The sequence below is a fragment of the Pseudobutyrivibrio sp. AR14 genome, from assembly GCF_900101325.1.
Taxonomy (GTDB): domain Bacteria; phylum Bacillota; class Clostridia; order Lachnospirales; family Lachnospiraceae; genus Pseudobutyrivibrio.
Map to the genome: position 1 here is coordinate 54,986 of NZ_FMUY01000004.1, position 22,375 is coordinate 77,360.

Annotated in this window: 17 protein-coding genes; 3 read left to right on the forward strand and 14 right to left on the reverse strand. The window is 41.7% G+C overall.

What is annotated here, in order from left to right:
* Positions 1–211: 211 nt before the first annotated feature.
* The 9 genes from BLP50_RS04670 to nrdR all read right to left on the reverse strand — a co-directional run bounded on the left by BLP50_RS04670 (position 212) and on the right by nrdR (position 7,678).
* Entirely contained in the window at positions 212–1,237 is a 1,026-nt protein-coding gene (locus BLP50_RS04670) for a metal ABC transporter substrate-binding protein (protein ID WP_090151792.1), read from the reverse strand.
* Positions 1,237–1,857: a ribosome biogenesis GTP-binding protein YihA/YsxC gene (yihA, locus tag BLP50_RS04675; RefSeq protein ID WP_090151795.1), complete on the reverse strand. Its 621-nt coding sequence runs from the start codon at positions 1,855–1,857 to the stop codon at positions 1,237–1,239. Before yihA ends, BLP50_RS04670 begins: the two co-directional genes overlap by 1 nt.
* A complete protein-coding gene (gene clpX, locus BLP50_RS04680) occupies positions 1,857–3,149 on the reverse strand; it encodes an ATP-dependent Clp protease ATP-binding subunit ClpX (RefSeq protein ID WP_090151798.1) in 1,293 nt (430 codons plus the stop codon). Before clpX ends, yihA begins: the two co-directional genes overlap by 1 nt.
* Positions 3,150–3,197: 48 nt before the next feature.
* The gene (gene clpP / locus BLP50_RS04685) at positions 3,198–3,785 is read right to left on the reverse strand and encodes an ATP-dependent Clp endopeptidase proteolytic subunit ClpP (RefSeq protein WP_090151801.1); all 588 of its coding nucleotides are present in this window, start codon (positions 3,783–3,785) and stop codon (positions 3,198–3,200) included.
* 339 nt (positions 3,786–4,124) lie between these two features.
* Complete coding sequence (tig, locus tag BLP50_RS04690) at positions 4,125–5,540, reverse strand: trigger factor (protein ID WP_330386055.1); 1,416 nt, start codon at positions 5,538–5,540, stop codon at positions 4,125–4,127.
* 97 nt (positions 5,541–5,637) lie between these two features.
* Entirely contained in the window at positions 5,638–6,081 is a 444-nt protein-coding gene (gene rpiB, locus BLP50_RS04695; protein ID WP_090151804.1) for a ribose 5-phosphate isomerase B, read from the reverse strand.
* Positions 6,082–6,123: 42 nt separating this feature from the next.
* A complete protein-coding gene (locus tag BLP50_RS04700) occupies positions 6,124–6,663 on the reverse strand; it encodes a YqeG family HAD IIIA-type phosphatase (protein WP_090152263.1) in 540 nt (179 codons plus the stop codon).
* A 63-nt stretch (positions 6,664–6,726) separates the two neighbouring features.
* Positions 6,727–7,158, reverse strand: coding sequence for a hypothetical protein (locus tag BLP50_RS04705; RefSeq protein ID WP_176753684.1), 432 nt, complete (start codon positions 7,156–7,158; stop codon positions 6,727–6,729).
* 67 nt (positions 7,159–7,225) lie between these two features.
* On the reverse strand, positions 7,226–7,678 hold the full coding sequence (gene nrdR / locus BLP50_RS04710; RefSeq protein WP_090151810.1) for a transcriptional regulator NrdR: 453 nt from the start codon (positions 7,676–7,678) through the stop codon (positions 7,226–7,228).
* 302 nt (positions 7,679–7,980) lie between these two features.
* Between nrdR and BLP50_RS04715 the strand changes: the two genes are divergently transcribed.
* Positions 7,981–8,967: a hypothetical protein gene (locus tag BLP50_RS04715; RefSeq protein WP_090151814.1), complete on the forward strand. Its 987-nt coding sequence runs from the start codon at positions 7,981–7,983 to the stop codon at positions 8,965–8,967.
* A 98-nt stretch (positions 8,968–9,065) separates the two neighbouring features.
* On the opposite strand, the gene nifJ is transcribed toward BLP50_RS04715, so the two are convergent.
* A complete protein-coding gene (nifJ, locus tag BLP50_RS04720; protein WP_090151817.1) occupies positions 9,066–12,599 on the reverse strand; it encodes a pyruvate:ferredoxin (flavodoxin) oxidoreductase in 3,534 nt (1,177 codons plus the stop codon).
* A gap of 416 nt (positions 12,600–13,015) precedes the next feature.
* Here nifJ and guaB point away from each other — a divergent pair, with 416 nt between their 5' ends.
* Complete coding sequence (gene guaB, locus BLP50_RS04725; RefSeq protein WP_090151820.1) at positions 13,016–14,473, forward strand: IMP dehydrogenase; 1,458 nt, start codon at positions 13,016–13,018, stop codon at positions 14,471–14,473.
* Positions 14,474–14,680: 207 nt separating this feature from the next.
* On the opposite strand, the gene BLP50_RS04730 is transcribed toward guaB, so the two are convergent.
* The 4 genes from BLP50_RS04730 to hypB form a co-directional block, all read right to left on the reverse strand.
* The gene (locus BLP50_RS04730) at positions 14,681–16,483 is read right to left on the reverse strand and encodes a methyl-accepting chemotaxis protein (RefSeq protein ID WP_176753685.1); all 1,803 of its coding nucleotides are present in this window, start codon (positions 16,481–16,483) and stop codon (positions 14,681–14,683) included.
* 146 nt (positions 16,484–16,629) lie between these two features.
* Positions 16,630–17,619: an alpha/beta hydrolase gene (locus BLP50_RS04735; RefSeq protein WP_090151826.1), complete on the reverse strand. Its 990-nt coding sequence runs from the start codon at positions 17,617–17,619 to the stop codon at positions 16,630–16,632.
* A 98-nt stretch (positions 17,620–17,717) separates the two neighbouring features.
* Positions 17,718–20,504: an FAD-dependent oxidoreductase gene (locus BLP50_RS04740; protein WP_176753686.1), complete on the reverse strand. Its 2,787-nt coding sequence runs from the start codon at positions 20,502–20,504 to the stop codon at positions 17,718–17,720.
* Between the two features lie 61 nt (positions 20,505–20,565).
* Positions 20,566–21,234, reverse strand: coding sequence for a hydrogenase nickel incorporation protein HypB (gene hypB, locus BLP50_RS04745; protein WP_090151828.1), 669 nt, complete (start codon positions 21,232–21,234; stop codon positions 20,566–20,568).
* A gap of 558 nt (positions 21,235–21,792) precedes the next feature.
* Here hypB and BLP50_RS04750 point away from each other — a divergent pair.
* On the forward strand, positions 21,793–22,371 hold the full coding sequence (locus BLP50_RS04750) for a transglutaminase domain-containing protein (RefSeq protein WP_176753688.1): 579 nt from the start codon (positions 21,793–21,795) through the stop codon (positions 22,369–22,371).
* Positions 22,372–22,375: the final 4 nt, after the last annotated feature.

Consider the following 22,375-nt stretch of genomic DNA (forward strand, 5'->3'; position numbering starts at 1 on the left):
TAATACGTCGGTTACGGTTGTTACACTCTCAAGCCTGAGATATTGCTTCGCTCTACTACATGTTTCGCTACGCAACACTCAGAGCTTGATAGTTACAACCTATCCGACTCATTTAATAGCTTCAGCGCTTTATAGCTATAACCTATCCGACTCATCTAATAAATTCAGAGCCTGGTGGCTTAACCCTAGCTGACTCTGAATAAAATATTCCCTATTCTACCACGTTGGAGATTCGGGCGTAGTTTTCGTTCATGGTGGTTACGTAATCGTCGGCTCCATATGCGCCATGAACTAGAGTCTCTAGGTAAACCACCTTAGCCCCTGTCTGCTCTGTAATTAGCTTGCCCATTGAATTGCCGTAGTCGTACTCTGCTAAAACAAGCTTAACATCATTTGCCTTGATTGTCTCGATAAAATCACTGACCTCGCCAGCACTAACCTGACGCTCCTCATCCAAATCCATCACAGCCACTACATTGGCATTAAGTGAACCTGCAGTATATACAAAGGCCGCATGCAAAACAGCTACATTTGCACCCTCAAGTGATTCTAAGCCTGATTTATCCACATATTTAGAAAGAACCTCTATGTAATCAGTGGAATTCTTCTTATATATATCTGCATGTGCAGCGTCTGCCTGGCTCAATCCCTCTGCGATAGCCTGAACCTGATAAGCAAAAAGCTTGCTATCCATCCAGATATGACTATTCTCCTCGTGGTGATGGTCCTCGTGCTCATCAGACTCTAGTGTCCTATGAAAATCATTTGGAGTCTGGGATAATAACTTTTCTTGAGAATGCTCATCAGCGTCATGCTCATGTTCCTCTTCTTCTGGAAGCTCGACTCTATCCTCTACATATTCAAATGTATCTATAATAGTAAGCTCAGGATAAGCCTCCACCACATCATCAAGGTAGCCTTCCATACCGCCGCCATTTACCACAAGCACATCTGCATTAGATAGATTCTTCATATCCTCTGTAGTAAGTGTGTAATCATGGAGACATCCTGTTGTAGGCTGGGATAGGTTGGAAACAGTCACCCCATCTGTATCACCTACAACATTTAATGTAGCAATATATACTGGATTGCAGCTAGTCATGATAACAAATTCATCATCAGCATTTGCAGCTACATTAGCATTATTAAATTTTACATAAAAAAAAGTGCCACAGGTGCACACCACACTAATAGAGATGAGCAGTAGTAGCACAAAAATATATTTGTTTTTCTTCATTAATCAAGATCCTCTACATCAGAAAGACTGGCTTCATTCTCGATAACCTGAGCCAAGAAATCCTGTATAGTGTCAAGTCCCTGCTTGGTCTGGGATGAAAATGGAACAATGATTGTGTCCTTTGTAGCACCTAAGCCCTCACGCAAAATCTTAATCTGCTTATCAAGCTGGCTTCGCTTGATCTTGTCAGCCTTAGTGGCGATGACTATTGGGTCGTAACCTACGTAGTCCATCCATTCAAACATCTGCTTGTCATTGGCTGATGGAGCATGTCTGATGTCAACTAAAAGAAAGACAGCTCTAATCATATCTGATGTGTTCAGATATGTCTCTATCATCTTGCCCCAACGCTCACGTTCCTTTTCAGATGCCTTAGCAAAACCGTAGCCCGGCAAATCCACCACATAAATCTCATCATTAATATTGTAGAAATTGATGGTCTGTGTTTTACCAGGCTGGGCTGATACTCTAGCTAGAGACTTGCGGTTCATAACCGCATTTATGAGTGATGACTTGCCTACATTGGACTTGCCTGCAAATGCTACCTCTGGGAGGTCATTTTTAGGAAGTGTAGATGTAGGCCCGCACACTGTTTCAAGATTACATGATCTTATGACCATTATGCACTCTTTTCCTTTTTATCTTCGATTGATACTACGCTGTCTTCGCTGTCTGAGTTCTTGTCGATAAGAAGAAGGTTGCTGTCAACCATCTCCTTTGTAACTGTAATCTCAACAATCGACTCATCAGATGGTACATGATACATGTGATCCATCATAACGCTCTCTACGATAGCGCGAAGTCCACGAGCACCTGTTTTTCTCTCGATTGATTTCTTAGCAATCTCTCTAAGGGCATCCTCTTCGAACTCAAGCTTAACGCCATCCATCTTGAAGAGTGCCTGATATTGCTTTGTCAATGAATTCTTAGGCTCTCTAAGGATGCGAATCATATCGTCCTCAGTAAGCTCGTTAAGAGATACATTGATTGGTACACGTCCAATAAACTCAGGAATCAAACCATATTTGATGAAATCCTGTGGAAGTACCTGCTGAAGTAAATCATCAATCTTTTGATTGTTCTTATCCTTAACATCAGCGCCGAAACCGATAGCTGAGCTATCTGTACGCTGTGAGATAATCTTTTCAAGACCCTCGAAAGCTCCACCACAGATAAAGAGAATGTTCTTTGTATCGATTGCGATAGTCTCCTGCTGTGGATGCTTACGTCCGCCCTGAGGTGGAACGTTAGCAACTGTACCCTCGATAATCTTAAGTAATGCCTGCTGAACGCCCTCGCCAGAAACATCTCTTGTGATAGAAACGTTCTCAGACTTCTTAGTAATCTTATCAATCTCGTCGATGTAGATGATACCAATCTCAGCCTTTTTAATATCAAAATCAGCTGCCTGGATAAGCTTAAGAAGAATATTCTCAACATCCTCACCTACGTAACCTGCCTCAGTAAGAGTGGTAGCATCAGCAATAGCAAATGGAACTCCAAGAACTCTTGCCAATGTCTGAGCCAAAAGTGTCTTACCAGAACCAGTAGGTCCAAGCATAAGCACATTACTCTTTTGAAGCTCTACATCGATGTCATCAGGATTAGCCATGATACGCTTGTAGTGATTGTACACAGCAACAGAGAGGACCTTCTTAGCCTCATCCTGACCAATAACATACTGGTCAAGGAACTTCTTCATGTCCTCTGGCTTCTGAAGATTAATCTCGATAGAATCTCCCTCAGTTGCTGGAGCAAAATCCTCGAGCTCTTCAACAATTATCTCCTGACAAATCTCAACGCACTCGTCACAGATAAAAGCACCATTTGGTCCTGCTATAAGCTTACGAACCTGATTTTGTGTTTTGCCGCAGAAAGAGCAGCGAACTCTGTCATCGTTTCTTGCCATAATAACCTCATTTAATAATCAAAACATAAACCACTATTATATATATCGGCTTTATTTTGCTTTCTTTGTAATAATTTCATCAATAAGACCATAATCAAGGGCTTCCTTAGCATCAAGCCAGTGATCACGCTCTGTGTCAAGGCACACCTGCTCGTATGGCTTACCTGTGTTCTCAGCTAACATACGGTTGAGCTTTTCTCTAGTCTTAAGAATATTCTTAGCTGCGATTTCGATTTCAGTAGCCTGACCCTTAGCTCCACCAAGTGGCTGGTGAATCATAATCTCTGAGTTAGGAAGAGCAAATCGCTTGCCCTTCTGTCCACCTGCAAGTAAGAAAGCTCCCATAGAAGCTGCCATACCAATACAGATAGTAGAAACATCACACTTGATATACTGCATTGTATCGTAGATAGCCATACCAGCTGTAACACTACCGCCTGGGCTATTGATGTAGAGGTGGATATCCTTGCTAGGATCCTCTGACTCAAGGAAAAGTAACTGAGCAACTGTAAGTGAAGCAGTAACCTCGTTAACCTCCTCACCTAAGAACACGATACGATCTTTTAATAATCGTGAATAAATATCATAAGAACGCTCCCCACGAGAATTCTGTTCAATGACATAAGGAATTGTTGCCATTTTAGTCCTCCTAATGATTAATAGATTTAGTCAATACTCTTCAGCACTCATTAGCAGGAACAATAGGTTAATTATTCCGCCAAAAAACCAAGCTGCTAAACAAGTATTATATATACACTAAGCCCGAGCATACGCTCAGGCCAGTGATTTAATTTCATTTTTAATTATATCTATTTTAGTAATCCGTGTCTCGATTTTTACAAATTTTTAATACTTTTTGGTTTTATTGCAGCCAATGAAAGCTGCAATAAAATCTGGCTTCGCCAGACTACTTTCTTGTATTTCATACAAGAAAGCATCCTATTACGGAATCAAATAAGCTTTATGCTTATTTAATTCCTACTCAGCGTCAGCAGCCTTCTTTGTTGTCTTCTTAGTAGTAGTCTTCTTAGCTGTTGTCTTCTTAGCTGGCTTCTTCTCTTCTGCTGCAGACTCCTCAGCATCAGCCTTCTTAGTAGTAGTCTTCTTCTTAGCAGCTTCCTTAACATTGTCCATGATGAGCTCAATTGCCTTCTCGATAGCAATATCCTTCTTCATTGACTCCTTCTCGCTGTCGCCAACAAGAGTCTTAAGCTGATCAAGCTCCATACCGTACTGCTTAGACATATCCTCAAGCTTAGCATCAACGTCAGCATCAGATGCCTCGATCTTCTCAGCCTTAGCAATTGCCTCAAGTACAAGTGATGACTGTGTACGTGCAAGTGCATCTGGACGAACCTGCTCACGGAATGAATCCATTGTCATACCTGTGAACTGCATGTACTGCTGGATTGAAAGACCCTGCTGAGCCATGTTGTTAGCGAAATCGTTAATCATGTTCTCAACCTGGTAGTCAAGCATAGCATCTGGAATCTCCATCTCAGAATCCTCAACGATCTTAGCGATAGCCTCGTCCTCCTGAGCACGACGTCCCTCTGCCTTTTTATTGTTCTCAAGACGCTCCTTAACAGATGCCTTGTACTCCTCAACTGTCTCAAACTCTGTTGTGTCTGCTACATACTCATCATCAAGCTTAGGGATGTCCTTACCCTTAACCTCGTGGATGTGGCACTTAAATACTGCTGGCTTACCTGCAAGATCCTCTGCCTGATATGTCTCAGGGAAAGTAACCTCAACCTCAACATCCTCGCCAGCCTTGTGGCCGATGAGCTGATCCTCGAAACCAGGAATGAATGAACCAGAGCCAAGCTCAAGGTCATAGTTCTCACCCTTACCGCCGTCGAATGCTACACCATCGATGAAGCCCTCGAAATCGATAACTGCTGTATCGCCCTTAGCAGCCTTGCCTGTCTTAGTAACTGTACGAGCTGCTCTCTCAAGCTCAGCCTTGATTGTATTGTTAACTTCTGTAGCTGTAACCTTAGAATCGATCTTTGTAACAGAAACGCCCTTGTACTTGCCAAGCTTAACTTCTGGCTTAAGAGCAACTGTAGCTGTATAAACGAAGTCCTTACCCTTCTCAAGCTGTGTGATGTCGATCTGTGGCTGTGAAACGATATCAAGCTTAGACTCATCATATGCCTGTGGGTATGTCTCCTGCATAATAATATTAGCAGCGTCCTCGTAGAAAATCTCAGCACCATACATCTTCTCTACCATGTTCTGAGGAACTTTGCCCTTTCTAAAGCCTGGAACAGAGATGCTGTTCTTCTGCTTGTTATATGCCTTTGTAATAGCCTTGTCGAGCTCAGCTGCATCAACTGTAACTGTGATCTTTGCCATATTCTTTTCAAGATTTTCTACCTGTACGTTCATTTATTACAATTCCTCCTCTATAATATATATCAGGTATGCCTATACTAGGCTAATTTTTTACGTGAATCCTCACATAGACCAAAAAATTATATCAGAACTATTCTTCATTTTCAATAGCAGATATCATATCAATTCTCACCTGATGTCTACCACCTTCAAACTCTGTATCAAGGAAAGACTTCACAATATCCTTTGCAAGCTCACTTCCTACTATACGAGCTCCAAAAGCAATCATGTTTGCATTGTTGTGAGCACGAATAAGTCTTGCTGTAGCTGTATCAGAGCAAACTCCACAGCGGATTCCCTTTACCTTGTTAGCTGCAAGTGAAATACCTACACCTGTTCCACAAATAAGCACGCCCAAATCTGCAGAACCTGCTGCCACCATTCTCGCAGCCTTTGCACCATACTCTGGATAATTGCAGCTGTCATGTGAATCTGTTCCTATATTAATAACCTCATGTCCAAGGCTCTCAATATACTCCTTAATCTCAAACTTAAGATCTGTTGCTGCATGGTCATTTGCAATTACAATTTTCATAATAAGATTCTCCTTTCGATTCCTCCCTGATGCATTTCTACATTATTTAAGAGGAACTTTATTTATGTTCTTTCCATATAATTTGTAAATTCTGTAGCCAAGTAAAATGAAAGCCTCAAGGAATCTCTTGAAGATAATCTGGATTTCTTCCTTCCATTTAAGTACTGGCTTAACCATGACTGAACGAATACCTGCACGATTGGCGCCCCACACGTCTGTGAGAATCTGGTCGCCTACAAAAATAGTGTTAGTCACGTCAGTGCCCATCTGCTCCATGGCTCTCTTGTAGCCAGATGCTGATGGCTTGTTTGCTTTATATATGTAGGTACAGTACTCAACAGCCTCCTTAAAGGTCTTAACTCTAGGCTCCTTATTGTTGGATAACAAAAGGGCCTGAAAGCCTAAATCGTGTAATTCCTTAAAAAGAGCCTTAGCTCTGTCGTCTGCTGGAGCGTTGTGTGGAACAAGCGTATTATCCACATCAAAAATAACTCCTCTGTAACCCTGGTCATAAAGCTTTTTAAAATCAATTGAATAGGTACTATCTACATAGTCTCTTGGATATAAATTTCTCTTACTCATAGGCTCGATTTTAACACAATAAAAGAAGCACATCAATTGATGTGCCTCTAAAAACGCATATTGTTATAATTTGAAATCCTCAACAACCGGCTTAACCTGCTGATCCTGAGGTGTCTTGTTCTGTACGAAGTACTGATAACGATGGATAAGTGAATCCTTCTGCATAGAAGATACTGCCTTTTCCACGTCAAGTGACTTAATATCACTATCAGCACCCTTTAAATCAAAGGACTCGCCTGGCTTGTACTGGCTGGCAAAATCATAAGCGCCAAATGTCTGTGCCTCTCTAGAAGCTGCAATCTCCTCATCGCTAATGCCACTAGTAGAATCCTCTACTGGAGTCTCTTCTACTGGCTCATCAACAGGTGCCATTCCAAGCTCTTGTCGTATTCTTATTGAATTGTAATCATAGAACCCTAAAGATGGGCGAATACCTGAAATATTCATTAAATATAACTCTCCATATTTGCTACCTGCACTTATTATATCGTCCAAATAGTCAAATATTTAACCCCCATAAAACCTGTAACTACTTGTAAAAACTCTCCTAGCCCCCAAACAGCTATTTATCTAAGACTCTCTTGAGCTCATCCATAAAGGTATTAACGTCCTTAAATTCGCGATAAACAGAAGCAAATCTAACATAGGCAACCGGATCAACATTCTCAAGATGCTCCATTACTATCTCACCGATTTTAGTGCTAGGAATCTCCTTCTCTTCTAATGAGAAAATCTCTGTCTCGATCTCGTCAACTACCTTTGAAATCTGGGCAGCAGCAACCGGTCTCTTTCGACATGCGATTAGAACACCCTTCTCGATTTTAGTCCTGTCGTATGGCTCTCTATTGTTATCCTTTTTAATGACGATAAGCGGAATAGTCTCAACCTTTTCATAGGTAGTGAAACGCTTGCCGCACTCTGGGCAAGAACGACGACGTCTAATGCTTGTGTTGTCATCTGCAGGTCTTGAATCAATTACGCTAGTATCTTGGCTACCACAAAATGGACATTTCATTCAAAAAATCCTCCCAAAGCAATATTTCCTTACACTATATCTAGTAGTATTTTATCATTTTGACAACAAGTGTGCAACACCCCAAAACCGCAATAATATTGTATCTTTCAGCAACTTTCTTTATACTATAAATCAGCATATTTAGTAAGGAGGGGAAAATGTCACCAAGTCATCACTCATCGAGTAGTCATAGCTCACATTCTAGTAGCCACTCGCACCACAGTTCATCTAGATCACATAGCAGCTCTTCTAGAAGCAGAAGTCATCACAGTTCTAGTTCTCACTCTAGTTCCTTTTTAGGAATGGGAAGTATATTTTCAAGGAATACTACACCAGTTTACAGAAATAGAACTAATCAACCTAAAAATTATTCTGGAGTCACTCCTAAAATTTATCGTTGCAAGTACCATGACTATGTTCATTACAATGAACCATGGACAGACGAATCAACAGGTGTGGAATATAAAGCGGGTTACTATGATGAAGACGGAAATTTTTATGAAGATGTTGTCTTTTCTAAACAGGGCGTAGTATCAGATTCTACTACTGCCGTATGTAAATGTGACTATTGCGGTATGGAGGATTCTCGCCCTTGGCCAGACCGTGAAAAGCCATGTATTCATTGCGGTGGAACAATGCATCTTGTATCCCAAATAGATGCTTTGGTAGATGATGAGAATGATTCATCAGACAGCTATTCATATGATGATTCTTACTCAAGAGAAAAATCTTCAGCTCACTCAGCCATATATCTTTTAATTGTAGGAATGCTGTTTTTCTCACTTTTTTCTGGCATCATTGATACTTATCATGAAAACCAGCGTGAGACCTATTACAGTCCATCAAGTTTCCAGTCGAACTCCTTTGATTCCAAAGATTATAGTGATAATTATTCTGACAGCTATTCAAACAGCTATAATATCCCTACCTTAGGTGACTACATGTTCCTAAGGGAATACGGCAAGGGTTTTATACTAACAGATGAAGCCGATTACAAAGATAATTACGAAAATGGTGGATACAAACACTTATCTCTTGATTCTGATGGAAACTACTACGATGCCAACACCGATATGTATGTATGGTTGAATCAAGATATCGACCCTCCACAGTTTCAGTATTGGTTAGAAGGTTTATCTTCTGAATATGGCGATTATGGCTGGATGGAATATGATTCAATTGAAGAATGTTGGTACATAGAAACCAGCAACGAAAACTGGGAAAAATTGGATGATGCCACTTATGAAAAGTTCCAAGACAGATTGTGGCACATCGAATATGAATTTTAATATAAGAAGTTATATGCTTTGATAATTAGTTTTATGAAGCAAGTATAAAAAATCCTCCGTGCAATGCACGGAGGATTTTGTTTGTAGTTAATTAAATCTTATGAATAAAGGTCAACTAACTTCTTAAGGTGTGCGTAACGCTCCTCAGCTGCCTTCTGGTTCTCAGCGAAGAGTCTCTCAGCACGCTCTGGGAATGCCTTTGTAAGACGAGAGTAACGTGTCTCGTTTGCAAGGAAGTCCTGATACTTGCTGTAGTCACCTTCCTTAGAAGTAAGAGTAAATGGATTCTTACCTTCCTTCTTAAGGTCTGGGTTGAATGAGAAGAGGTTCCAGTAACCTGCTGTAACAGCTGCCTTCATCTCATCCTGGCAGTGGTTCATACCACCCTTTACACCGTGGAGCTCACATGGAGCGTATCCGATGATAAGTGAAGGTCCGTTGTAAGCCTCAGCCTCAGCGAGAACCTTAACTGCCTGTGCCATGTTAGCACCAAGTGCGATCTGAGCAACGTATACATAACCGTATGACATTGCGATCTCAGAAAGTGACTTCTTAGAAACTTCCTTACCTGATGCAGCGAACTGGCAAACCTCACCGATGTTAGAAGCCTTAGAAGCCTGTCCACCAGTGTTAGAGTACATCTCTGTATCGAATACCATTACGTTGACATTCTCGCCTGATGCAAGTACATGATCAAGACCGCCGAATCCGATATCGTATGCCCAACCGTCACCACCGAAGATCCATACAGACTTCTTAGCGAGGTAATCCTTGAGTTCAAGAGCTGCCTTAGCATCTGCTGAGCCGTCCTTCTCAAGTGCTGCGATAAGAGCATCAGCTGCTGGGCCGTTCTCTCTTGTAGAATTAACTGTCTCCTCGAACTTAGCGAATGCAGCCTTAAGATCTGCTGAACCAGCCTCTGCTGCCTTCTTAGCTGAAGCGATAGCGTGGTCACGTAAGTACTTCTGTCCTACTTCCATACCCATACCATGCTGAGCGTTGTCCTCGAAGAGTGAGTTACACCATGCTGGACCCTTCTTAGAATCCTTGTTAACTGTAAATGGTGATGTAGCTGCAGGACCACCCCAAATTGAAGAACATCCTGTAGCATTTGAAATATACATATGCTCACCAAAGAGCTGTGTAATAAGTCTTGCATATGAAGTCTCAGCACAACCTGCACATGATCCTGAGAACTCAAGGAGTGGCTGATTGAACTGTGAGCCCTTAACTGTAAGGTCAGAACCTGCTGCTTCCTTACGTCCAACATTAGCTACTAAGTAGTTGAATACTGGCTGCTCGTCTGCTTCTTCTGCCTGTGGAACCATTGTGATAGCACCAACTGGACAAACTGTTGTACACTCGCCGCATCCCATACAATCAAGTGGAGATACTGACATTGTGTACTTGTACTCAGAAGCCTTTGGCTTTGTATCAGCAAGCTTGATGTTTGCTGGAGCTGCCTTAACCTCGTCCTCAGAAAGCATGAATGGACGGATTGTAGCATGTGAACATACAAATGCACACTGGTTACACTGGATACACTTTGTCTCATCCCATGTAGGAACTGTTACAGCTGTACCACGCTTCTCGTATGCAGCTGCACCAAGCTCGAACTGTCCGTTAGGGTTCTCAACGAATGCTGAAACTGGAAGTGAATCACCATCCATCTTAGAGATAGGCTCAAGGAGATTCTTAACCATCTTAACCAACTCTGGACGACCCTCAAGTGCTGGCTTAGCAGGATCTGCTGCTGGGTTCTTCCATGAATCTGGAACATTTACCTTATGTACAGCATCTACACCAGCGTCGATAGCGTTGTAGTTCATCTGAACAACATCGTCACCCTTCTTGCCGTATGACTTCTTAGCTGCCTGTTTCATGTAATCTACAGCCTGATCGATAGGCATTACATCAGCGAGCTTGAAGAATGCTGACTGAAGAATTGTATTTGTACGCTTACCCATACCAATCTCGATAGCCTTATCGATAGCATTGATTGTGTAAAGCTGGATATTGTTATCAGCGATGTATTTCTTTGCCTCAGCGTTAAGGTGCTGCTCAAGCTCCTCATCTGACCACTGGCAGTTAATCATGAATACTCCGCCTGGCTTAACGTCCTGTACCATCTTCATACCCTGTGTAACGTATGCTGGGTTGTGGCAAGCAACGAAGTCAGCCTGATTGATATAGTAAGGAGACTTGATTGGGTTGTCACCGAATCTCAAGTGAGAAATTGTAACACCACCAGTCTTCTTAGAGTCATACTGGAAGTATGCCTGGATGTACTTGTCTGTATGGTCACCGATGATCTTTGTAGAGTTCTTGTTAGCACCTACAGTACCATCACCACCAAGACCCCAGAACTTGCACTCCTTAGTACCAGGAGCTGATGTAATAGGAGCTGGCTTAACCTCTGGAAGTGAAAGGTTAGTAACATCATCTACAATACCGATTGTAAATCTGCGCTTTGGCTCAGACTTCTCAAGTTCCTTATATACAGCAAATACTGATGAAGGAGGAGTATCCTTAGAACCAAGACCATATCTACCACCGCAGATTGTGATGTCATTAAGACCTGCTTCACGAAGTGTTGTAGCAACATCAAGGTAAAGAGGATCTGCGAGAGCACCTGGCTCCTTTGTACGATCGAGGATAGCAATCTTCTTTGCTGTCTTTGGAAGTGCAGCAAGGAATGCCTCTGATGACCAAGGTCTGTAAAGACGAACCTTAAGTACACCAACCTTCTCGCCGTGTGCGTTGAGGTAATCAATAACCTCTTCTGCTACGTCGTTGATAGAACCCATAGCTACGATGATTCTATCTGCATCAGCAGCACCATAGTAATTGAAAAGCTTGTAATCTGTACCGAGCTTTGCATTTACCTTGTCCATGTACTTCTGAACAACTGCTGGGAAATTGTCGTAAGCTGTATTGCAAGCTTCTCTATGCTGGAAGAAAACGTCTCCGTTTTCGTGTGAACCACGCATTGTTGGGTGCTCTGGATTAAGAGCCTTAGCTCTGAACTCAGCGATAGCATCCATGTTAACCATCTCTTTGAGATCTGCATAATCCCACTTTTCAATTTTCTGAATCTCGTGTGATGTACGGAATCCGTCAAAGAAATTAAGTACAGGTACCTTACCCTCGATAGCTGCAAGATGAGCTACTGGAGAAAGATCCATTACTTCCTGTGGATTTGTCTCAGCCATCATTGCGAAACCTGTCTGACGACAAGCATATACATCGGAATGATCACCGAAGATGTTAAGTGACTGTGTAGCAACTGTACGAGCTGATACATCGAATACACAAGGGAGCTGCTCTGCAGCAATCTTGTACATATTAGGGATCATAAGAAGAAGACCCTGTGAAGCTGTAAATGTAGTAGTAAGTGCACCTGCACCAAGTGAACCATGAACGGCACCTGCTGCACCTGCTTCAGACTCCATCTCTACTACCTTTACCTGATTTCCGAAAATATTCTCAAGGCCTGCTGCTGACCACTGGTCAACAAAATCGGCCATTGGGCTGGATGGTGTAATAGGATAAATAGCAGCAACATCAGTAAACGCATAAGCGACATGTGCTGCAGCCTGGTTACCATCCATAGACTGTTTTGCTCTTGGCATTTCTAAATTCCTCCTTCAATTATATAAGCATTTATAGTATCACGAGTGAGTCAATAATTAACCGGAACCCCACCCCATAATGCCGTAATTTTATGATAGGACTATTGAGAAAATAAATCAATAAAGGAAAGCTGCAATTCTGTTCATTTTGAAGTACAAAAATGTTAAATATTTTTGTTTTGTTGTATATAATTGCTAAAATTTTAACAATCTACTTCTTCCACCTCTGTCAGATGTAGCCATTTTTTATTTTAGAGACGGACAAATGTCTTTCTATTATGCACATGTCAAAAAAATCCAAAATAACACATAAAAAATCAGCATATTTGTTGGCAAACTTTCATTGACACAGACTACTTTGTTAAATATAATTTTAAAAAATTTACAGTCTTGCATACAGAAAGAGAGGAAAATTTATGGCATCGATTATTGGTGATGGCATTACTTTCGACGACGTCTTACTGGTTCCACAGTATTCGGAAGTAACTCCAAATCTTATTGATCTTCACACAAACTTAACTAGAAAAATCAGACTTAACATTCCTATGATGAGTGCCGCTATGGATACTGTTACAGAATCCCGCATGGCAATCGCCATGGCACGCCAGGGTGGTATCGGTATTATCCACAAGAACATGTCAATTGAAGCTCAGGCTGAAGAAGTTGACAAAGTAAAGCGTTCTGAGAACGGCGTTATCACTGACCCATTCTCTCTCGGTCCAGACAACACACTTGCTGAGGCAGACGAACTCATGGGCAAGTTCAGAATCTCTGGTGTACCTATTACTAAAGAAGACGGCACACTCATTGGTATCATCACTAATCGTGACCTTAAATTCGAAACAGATTTCACTAAGAAAATCAGCGAGTCTATGACTTCTGAGGGTCTTATCACTGCAAAGGAAGGCATCTCACTTGATGAGGCTAAGGCAATCCTTGCTAAGTCTCGTAAGGAAAAGCTTCCTATCGTAGACGATGAGTTCAAGCTCAAGGGACTTATCACAATCAAAGATATTGAAAAACAGATTAAATATCCTAACGCTGCTAAGGATGACCAGGGCAGACTTCTCTGCGGAGCTGGTGTTGGTATCACAGGCAACATGATGGAGCGTGTAGCTGCACTTGTAGAGGCTCAGGTAGACGTTATCGTTATGGATTCAGCTCACGGTCACTCTAAGAACATCATCGAAGCAGTTAAGAAAGTTAAGACAGCTTACCCAGATCTTCAGGTAATCGCTGGTAACATCGCTACAGGCGAGGCTACAAAGGCTCTTATCGAGGCTGGTGCAGATGCTGTCAAGGTCGGTATCGGACCTGGTTCTATCTGTACAACACGTGTTGTTGCAGGTATCGGTGTTCCTCAGATTTCAGCAATCATGGATTGCTATGCTGTAGCAAAAGAATACAATGTACCAATCATCGCCGACGGTGGTATCAAGTACTCAGGCGATATGACAAAGGCCCTTGCTGCTGGTGGTTCAGTATGTATGATGGGTTCAATGTTTGCAGGATGCGACGAGGCTCCTGGTTCATTCGAGCTCTTCCAGGGTCGTAAATACAAGGTATACCGTGGTATGGGTTCACTTGCAGCTATGGAGAATGGTTCTAAGGACCGTTACTTCCAGGAAGGTGCTAAGAAGCTTGTTCCAGAAGGTGTTGAAGGACGTGTTGCTTACAAGGGTTCTCTTGAGGACGTTATCTTCCAGCTCATCGGTGGTATCCGTTCAGGTATGGGTTACTGTGGTTGCCCTACTATCCCAGAGCTTCAGGAGCGCGGCAAGTTCGTGAAGATTTCCGCTGCTTCCCTCAAGGAGTCACATCCACATGACATCCACATCACCAAAGAAGCACCTAACTATTCTGTAGACGGTTAATAGATAAACCACAAAGCCCCTAGTTACGCTCTCAAGCCTAAGATATTGTTACGCTTGACTACATGTCAAGCTACACAACACTTAGAGCTTGATAGCTACTAGGGGCTATTTTTTATCCAGTCTACAGAATAGAACGGTGCGCCACACAAAAGAAAAAGCCAAGCTGTTGATTTCACTCAGCAGCTTGGCCATTTATTTATTTTGTAATTATTCTTCTATCTCTTCTTCTACTTCTGCCACTTCTTCTGCATCTTCTGCTGTGCTAGAGAATCGTGACACTTCATCCTGAAGTCTCTGAGAGATTTCACGGTTGCTCTCTGAGTCATCATGGATTGTTGTGATAGACTCAAGGATTCCTGTTGTGCTTTCTGTAGCATCAGAAACACCCTGTGTACAGTCATTGATAACTCTAGAGATATGGTCAATCTCTGATGTCATCTCGCTGATTGTAGAATTAAGAACTACTGTATTGTCATTTACACTATCAAGTACTGCATTGATATCCTCAGCATCCTGATAGTACTGCTTAGCAACACCTTCGAAATCATCATAATCTGAAAGTACTGTCTCACTTACGTATGTAAGCATCTCGTTAGAGTTATCAGCAAGTGCTTCAACGGCTGAAATAACCTGATTACTGATTTCCTGAATCGAATTAGCTGTCTCCTTACTATGCTCAGCAAGCTGTCTGATTTCATCAGCAACTACTGCGAATCCCTTACCTGCCTCACCTGCACGAGCTGCCTCGATTGAAGCATTAAGTGCAAGAAGATTTGTCTGTGCTGCGATAGAAAGGATATCCTCTGTAAGAGTCTGAATCTGCTCAACATTCTTACTTTCTGCAATTGAGTTCTCAAGTGTATCTTTGATAGATGAAACCATCTCATTTGTAGAGGCTTTCATCTTCTCTGTCTTCTCACGGATAACAGTAGCATGTTCCTTGATATCAGCCACTCTGTTAGTTCCCTCTGAAACCTGATTTGAAACCTGTCCTACTGCATCATTTACATCTCCTGCCTCCTCATTAAGAGAAAGAAGTGTGTTGTTTGCAGTCTCCATGCTAGCTGTAAGCTCTTCCATAACTGCAGATACGTTACTTACATCATCCTTTGATGAATTAACGATACCAACAGTATTTTCTACTGAGCTATAAATATTTCCAGATTCACTCTTAATAGTAAAAATGATTTTTTCCAATGTCTCCAAGAAGTTGTTGATACCACTTACTAAGACACCAACCTCGTCCTTAGATTTATTTTTTAACCTATGAGCCAAGTTTGCATTTCCAGCATTCATCTCACTAATCATCTTATCAAGTTCCTTAGCAGAGCTTACAAGAGGATTAACTGATTTAATAACAATAATTATTGTTGATATTGATGCAATTACTAGTAATATCACACCTATTGCAATGGATTTTTGAACTTCCTTCTCAGCCTTTGCAAGTTTTTCATCGTTCAGTTTCACCAATTGCTCTAATCGTTCTTTCATGAGACCAACATTTTCTTCATAAACTGTTACCATCTCATGAGAGCCTGCAAAGTATCTAGTACTTGCACCAGCAAAATCATTATTATAATACAGCTTCTCTATTTCCTTGTATTCTGAAACAAAACCTAAAGCCGCTTCACTCATTACCTTATATTCTTCAGTAAACTCTTTATCGTTAATGGTATCCACATGAGTTTTCAAATCTGCAATAGCTTCCTCAACTGCGCCGTACTCATCTGCTCCAAGACCAATAATTTGATCTCTAACTTCAGTATTATCCCAATTGCCTCCATACATATAATTCATAGTCTGAAGAACAAAGAAACGCTTAACTAAGTTTTGCACATTAGTATTGGCGTTACCAAAGTCCTGCTCAACCATCAAATATGTATCTGACATAGTATTGGCAGATTTAACTGCTGTTCTAAAGTTAACGGCAATTATTGATACACCTATAATCATCACCAAATCCAGAATTAAAATACATATCAATATCTTTGTCTTCATACTTTTTCTCATGTTAATCGCTCCTTTTTTGCAGCCCACAAAAAATCCTCGCAGGGAAATTACTAAAGTAATTTTACCACGCGAGGAATTCATAGTTATGAGCAAACTATTAATTTTTTATGAAAATTCTGTAGATTAATACTCAGATTTAAGATTTACTATCCCCAGTATTCTACAGCTCGCTCAAGCCATCCTTGAGCCTTAGTACGCTTTCCAAGACCTATACCGTGAGGTACACCGAAATATTTCTCATATTTATGTTCTACGCCAGCTCTTGTAAGTGCCTCGTCAAATACATCTGCGTGTCTGCTGGCTGGAACCAAAACATCCCAGCTACCTGAAAACATAAATGTCTTTGGATAATCAGCCTCGATATATTTTTGTACATCAAGCATCTGTCTACCCTTTTTTATATGTCTAAGACCAAACATGTGGTAACTACCACGATTAGAAAGCCATACTCCCAAAAGTCCAATCCAAATATTCCAATATGGATGACTAAGCCAGTCATTAACGCAAGTCCATGGATAGCCAAGGACTAAAATGCCTGGACGTGGAACCTGGTAATCCAAGTATCCAAACTTGTGGCTAGAAAAAATACCAGCCACATTTCCACCAGCTGAAAAGCCTATTAATCCATAATCATCCATAACTACGTCGAATTTATCTGTATTGTCCTGAATAAATCTAAGAGCGATGCCAAGGTCCTCCATTGGTCCAAATGGAGCGCAATCTCTGCCTGCTCTATATTCAAGAACAAATGCATTTATTCCCATTTTATTAAGCTCAGCTGCCACAGGATAGCCCTCATGACGAGTGCAAACTCTAGCGTATCCTCCACCAGGAAGAACTATAACAAATCGCTTGTCTCTAGGATTGTCCGCTGGAAAATATACCATACGCACATCTCTTTTATGCTTCTCCTTAGCCATCTCCTCCATAGAGTAAACAGGCATCTGCACAAAACGGCCTGCCTTGCGAAGCTGGCGCATTCTTTCCTTGCCACCCTTAACATCAGAGCCCACGTGTGCGCACCAATACATTCTGGCTATAGAATATACAGTGAACATAAAAGTCAGAATCAAGTAAACTAATAAAATTGTCCTAAGGGCCTGGGCAAATCCCTCCGCAAATAGATAAAAATGCATATACTGCCTCCAGAATAATTAATGCCTGCCAGATAGCTATCCAGCAGGCATTATTGTACCACATTATCGCAATAAGATGCAGTATTTATATCTCGTTTTTATTTCTTATGTTTGAAAGCAACCTTAACGCGCTGCTTAAAGCCATAAGGAAGAACGTATTTAAGCTTGTCCTCAGATGGAGTCATCTTAGAGCACTCTGGATGCTCACGGTAAAGCTTGATAGCGTCGAATTCGCACTTGGTTGTACATACACCACAACCGATACACTTATTCTCATCAACTACTGAAGCACCGCACTTTAGACATCTAGCAGTCTCTACCTTGATCTGCTCCTCTGTAAACTCTACTGTCTTATCTCTGAATGAAAGTTCTCCATCAACTGTAGTCTTTGACACACCAGGAATCTGACGTGGGCTGTGATCATAATCGTCAATGTGAAGATCATCCTTATCAAGCTCGATGAAGTCACGACGGTTACGTCCAATTGTAAGTGAGCTGTTTGGCTGAACAAATCTGTGAATAGAAATAGCACCCTCACGACCTGCTGCAATTGCATCAATTGCAAACTTAGGACCTGTGTACATATCACCACCTACAAAGATATCTGGCTCATCAGTCTGGTATGTAAGAGCATCTGCCTTAGGGCCTCTGTCGATAACAACCTTTGAACCCTTAAAGAGATCTCCGTATACGCTGCGCTGTCCCACTGAGAAAATAACATGCTTACACTCAACAGTGATTGTGTCATTCTCGTCATACTCAGGAGCGAATCGTCCTGTCTCATCCTTGACACGAGTACACTTTTTAAGAACGATACCCTTAACGGCACCTGCCTCGTCTACAAGAACTTCCTTTGGACCCCAACCGCAGTTAAGTTCAACGCCCTCTGCCTCTACGATTTCGATTTCCTCTGGTGATGCTGGCATAATGTCTCTTGTCTCAAGACAGAACATAGAAACCTTTTCGTTGCCAACACGTCTAGCTGAACGGGCAACGTCGATAGCAACATTACCACCACCGATAACAACAAGGTCACCCTTGATATCATAAGCCTCGTTCTCAGAAACCTCATGAAGGAAATCAACAGCTGTAGCTGTACCGATAGCATCATCTCCAGGAACTCCTGGCTTGTTACCACCCTGGCAACCGATTGCTACGTAGAATGCCTTGTAGCCCTGTGAACGTAACTCATCAAGTGAAATATCCTTGCCTACTTCTACGCCACACTTAATATCTACGCCAAGCTCCTTGATAATATCGATTTCAGCATCGATAACATTGTTCTCAAGTACGAATGATGGAATACCATATCTAAGCATACCACCTGGATACTTGCTCTTTTCAAAGATTGTTGGCTTGTAGCCCTTCAGTGCTAAGTAATATGCGCAAGAAAGACCTGCAGGACCTGCACCAATAATAGCAACCTTTTCTGTAAACTCACCCTTCTGAGAAGGAACAATTTTCTTTGGAATATATCTTGTCTCAGCCTTGAGATCCATCTCTGCAAGGAATCTCTTAACCTCGTCAATTGCAATAGCCTCATCTACTGTACCACGAGTACATGCTGCCTCGCATCGTCTGTTACAAACGCGTCCGCAAATAGCTGGAAGTGGATTATCCTGCTTAATAAGAGCAAGAGCCTCTTTGTAACGACCCTGCGCTGCCATGCGAAGATATCCCTGAATAGCAATATGTGCAGGACATGCTGTCTTACATGGAGCTGTACCTGTGTCATAGCAGTTGATTCTGTTAGTGTCACGATAATCATCATTCCACTCATCAGTAGACCATTTCTTCTCTGTAGGAAGTACCTGCTTAGGATATGTAACTTCGCTTCCGTCAGCCTTGCAAAGCTTCTGTCCAAGCTTAACAGCACCTGCAGGACAATTCTCAACACACTTACCACAAGCAACACAATCCTCAGCTGTAACATGTGCCACATAAGCAGAACGTGACATGTTTGGAGTATTGAAAAGCTGTGATGTACGAAGTGCGTAACATACATTTACATTACAGTTACAGATAGCAAAAATCTTGTTCTCGCCATCGATGTTAGTAATCTGGTGAACAAAACCGTTGTCCTCTGCCTGCTTGAAGATAGCAAGAGCCTCTTCCTTAGTGATGTACTCACCGCCCTTATTGGTCTCAACAACATAGTCAGCCATATCACCAACAGCGATACACCATCCCTCAGGGTCATCTGCACAACCCTCGTTGTATGTCTTTCTAGAAAGACGACATGAACAAGGTGATTTTGCATACTTGCCCTCGTACTTGTCCAGCCAGTAAGAAATCTTCTCAAGTCCGATTGCTTCCTGCTCCATAGAAATAGCTTCCTCAACAGGAATAACATGCATACCAATACCAGCACCTCCTGGTGGTACCATGTGTGTAAGTCCCTCAAGTGGAAGACGACTCATTCTCTCGAAGAAACGTCCCATCTCAGGGTGCTCCTTTAAGAAGTCCTGATTCATGTTTGAGAACTCTGCTGAGCCTGGTACAAACATAGGAAGTACCCACTGCTTCTCATGAGCCTCGTTCTCATAGTTCCACTCTAAAAGACCTGTGTAGCTAGCCTGCTCTAATCTCTCATTAAGAGTCTTCTCATCAAGACCTGTAATAGCAAGAAGTTGCGAAAATGTCTTTGGCTTTCTGATGCCTCCCATAGAAAGGGCAAGCTCTGCAATCTCCTTTGTAGGTGCAAGATTAGCAACAGCCCAGTACTCAGGATCATACTTGGTAACTTTCTGCAATCCAAGCTTAATCTTAGCTCTGTCTGTAATCACCTTACCAAGCTTAAGAATCTCAGGACGAAGGTCCTCGTCCTTTAGGTCATTCACCCAATCAGGATAAAAATCTCCTAATCTGTCTGGTCCAATTCCCATACTAGTTATTTCCTCCTTTTACCGCTCATTAATTATGTACTTATACTCCACTCAAAAAGACTTAACTGCGATAGTCGGCTACCTGGCCCCTCAACCATTGAATCCATTCGTCAAATCCTTCGCCAGTCTTGGCAGAGATAAATATTACCTTTGCCTTTGGATTTAGTTCGTGGATTCGCTCGACCACTCTGTCTTTTGAGAAATCTGTAAACACCTCTAGGGTGTCACATTTGTTGACAAGTATCACATCACACACCGAAAACATCAGTGGATACTTATATGGCTTGTCGTCTCCCTCTGGAACAGAGAGAATCATAACATTTGCAGTTGAACCGGTATCAAACTCTGCAGGACAAACCAAATTGCCAACATTTTCCAGGAAAACAAGGTCCAAATCACTAGTGCCAAGCTCATGTAATCCCTGACGGGTCATGTCTGCATCTAGGTGGCACATGCCTCCTGTATGTATCTGAATTGCACGGGCTCCAGCCTCTGTGACAGTAGCCGCGTCCACATCAGAATCAATATCCGCCTCCATTACACCTATTTTCATCTCGTCCTTAAGACCATTAATAGTACGGCATAATGTGGTAGTCTTTCCTGAGCCAGGTGAAGACATCAGATTAATGAGAAATGTGTTGTCTTCTTTTATCTCCTGTCTAAGTCGCTCAGCGTCAGCATCATTATCTTCAAAGATGCTTTGTTTAACTTCTATTATTTTGTAGTCCAACGTAAGCCCTCCAAAATCATTTATGAATTGTGGCTTAATACACATGTTAGTAAACTCTAACTTGCCACATTAGTTTCCTTCGCAAATATAATATACTCTAAATGATAAAAAATTGTCAAATATTCGCCCACCCTGAGGCAGTATAAAATCTAATACAAAGCATCTTTATGCCACAGGTGTGTATTTTCTCTGTGAAATGTTTGTGAAAAAATATTTTTTTCACATTTATTATTCATCTATTCCTTATAATCTATTACACGATAAGTTCTCATCGCAAATTAGGGGAGGCGAAGAGGCATGGAAAATAATAAATCAATACGGGTTTTAATCAAGAAAACCACTGCATTCGCTCTGTGTTTTGCACTATCACTGTCGCTATCAAATGTAATGATAGCACACGCAAGTGAAAAATCTATTAACCCAAGCTCTGTTTATAAAAATTTATTATCAGAGCCTGAAAGGAACGTCTACAACCAGGTCTATAATGCCTTAATCAGCTATGACGAATCTCTTTTTAGCATGATAGATCCTCTATCTGAAAAAGATTTGGAGGACACTATGAATGCGCTTTTCAACGATCACCCAGAAATATTCTGGGCTAATACCTCATACAAATACGCTGTAGATGCAAAGGGAATCGTCCATAAAATTAAATTAAGCTACGGCATCAATTCTTCAGACCTTGCTGCTGCAAAAGGTAACTTTGATAGAATCATCTCTGACCTTGTAGCTGGCGCCAGCCAATATTCCAATGATTTAGATAAGGAACGATACATTTTCGATGCCATCTGCTCTATGAACACCTACAACGTGTCAAACTCATTGAATCAAAGTGCATACTCTGCACTTGCCACAGGCTCTTCAGTATGCGCCGGATACGCCAGAGCATTTCAGATGGTATGCCTTCAGGCTGGCATACCTTGCTACTACATTACTGGCACCTCAAAGGGTGAAAATCACGCCTGGAATATCGTCCAAATAAATGGAGCCTACTACAATGTAGACCTTACCTGGGATGACTGCATCGCAGAAGCCACAGGATTTTCATCTTACCACTATTTCAACAAAAATGACCTAGAGTTCTCATTCGATCACTCTAGGTCTCCGCTCTCGTCACAGCTGATGAGCTGCGTATAAAATT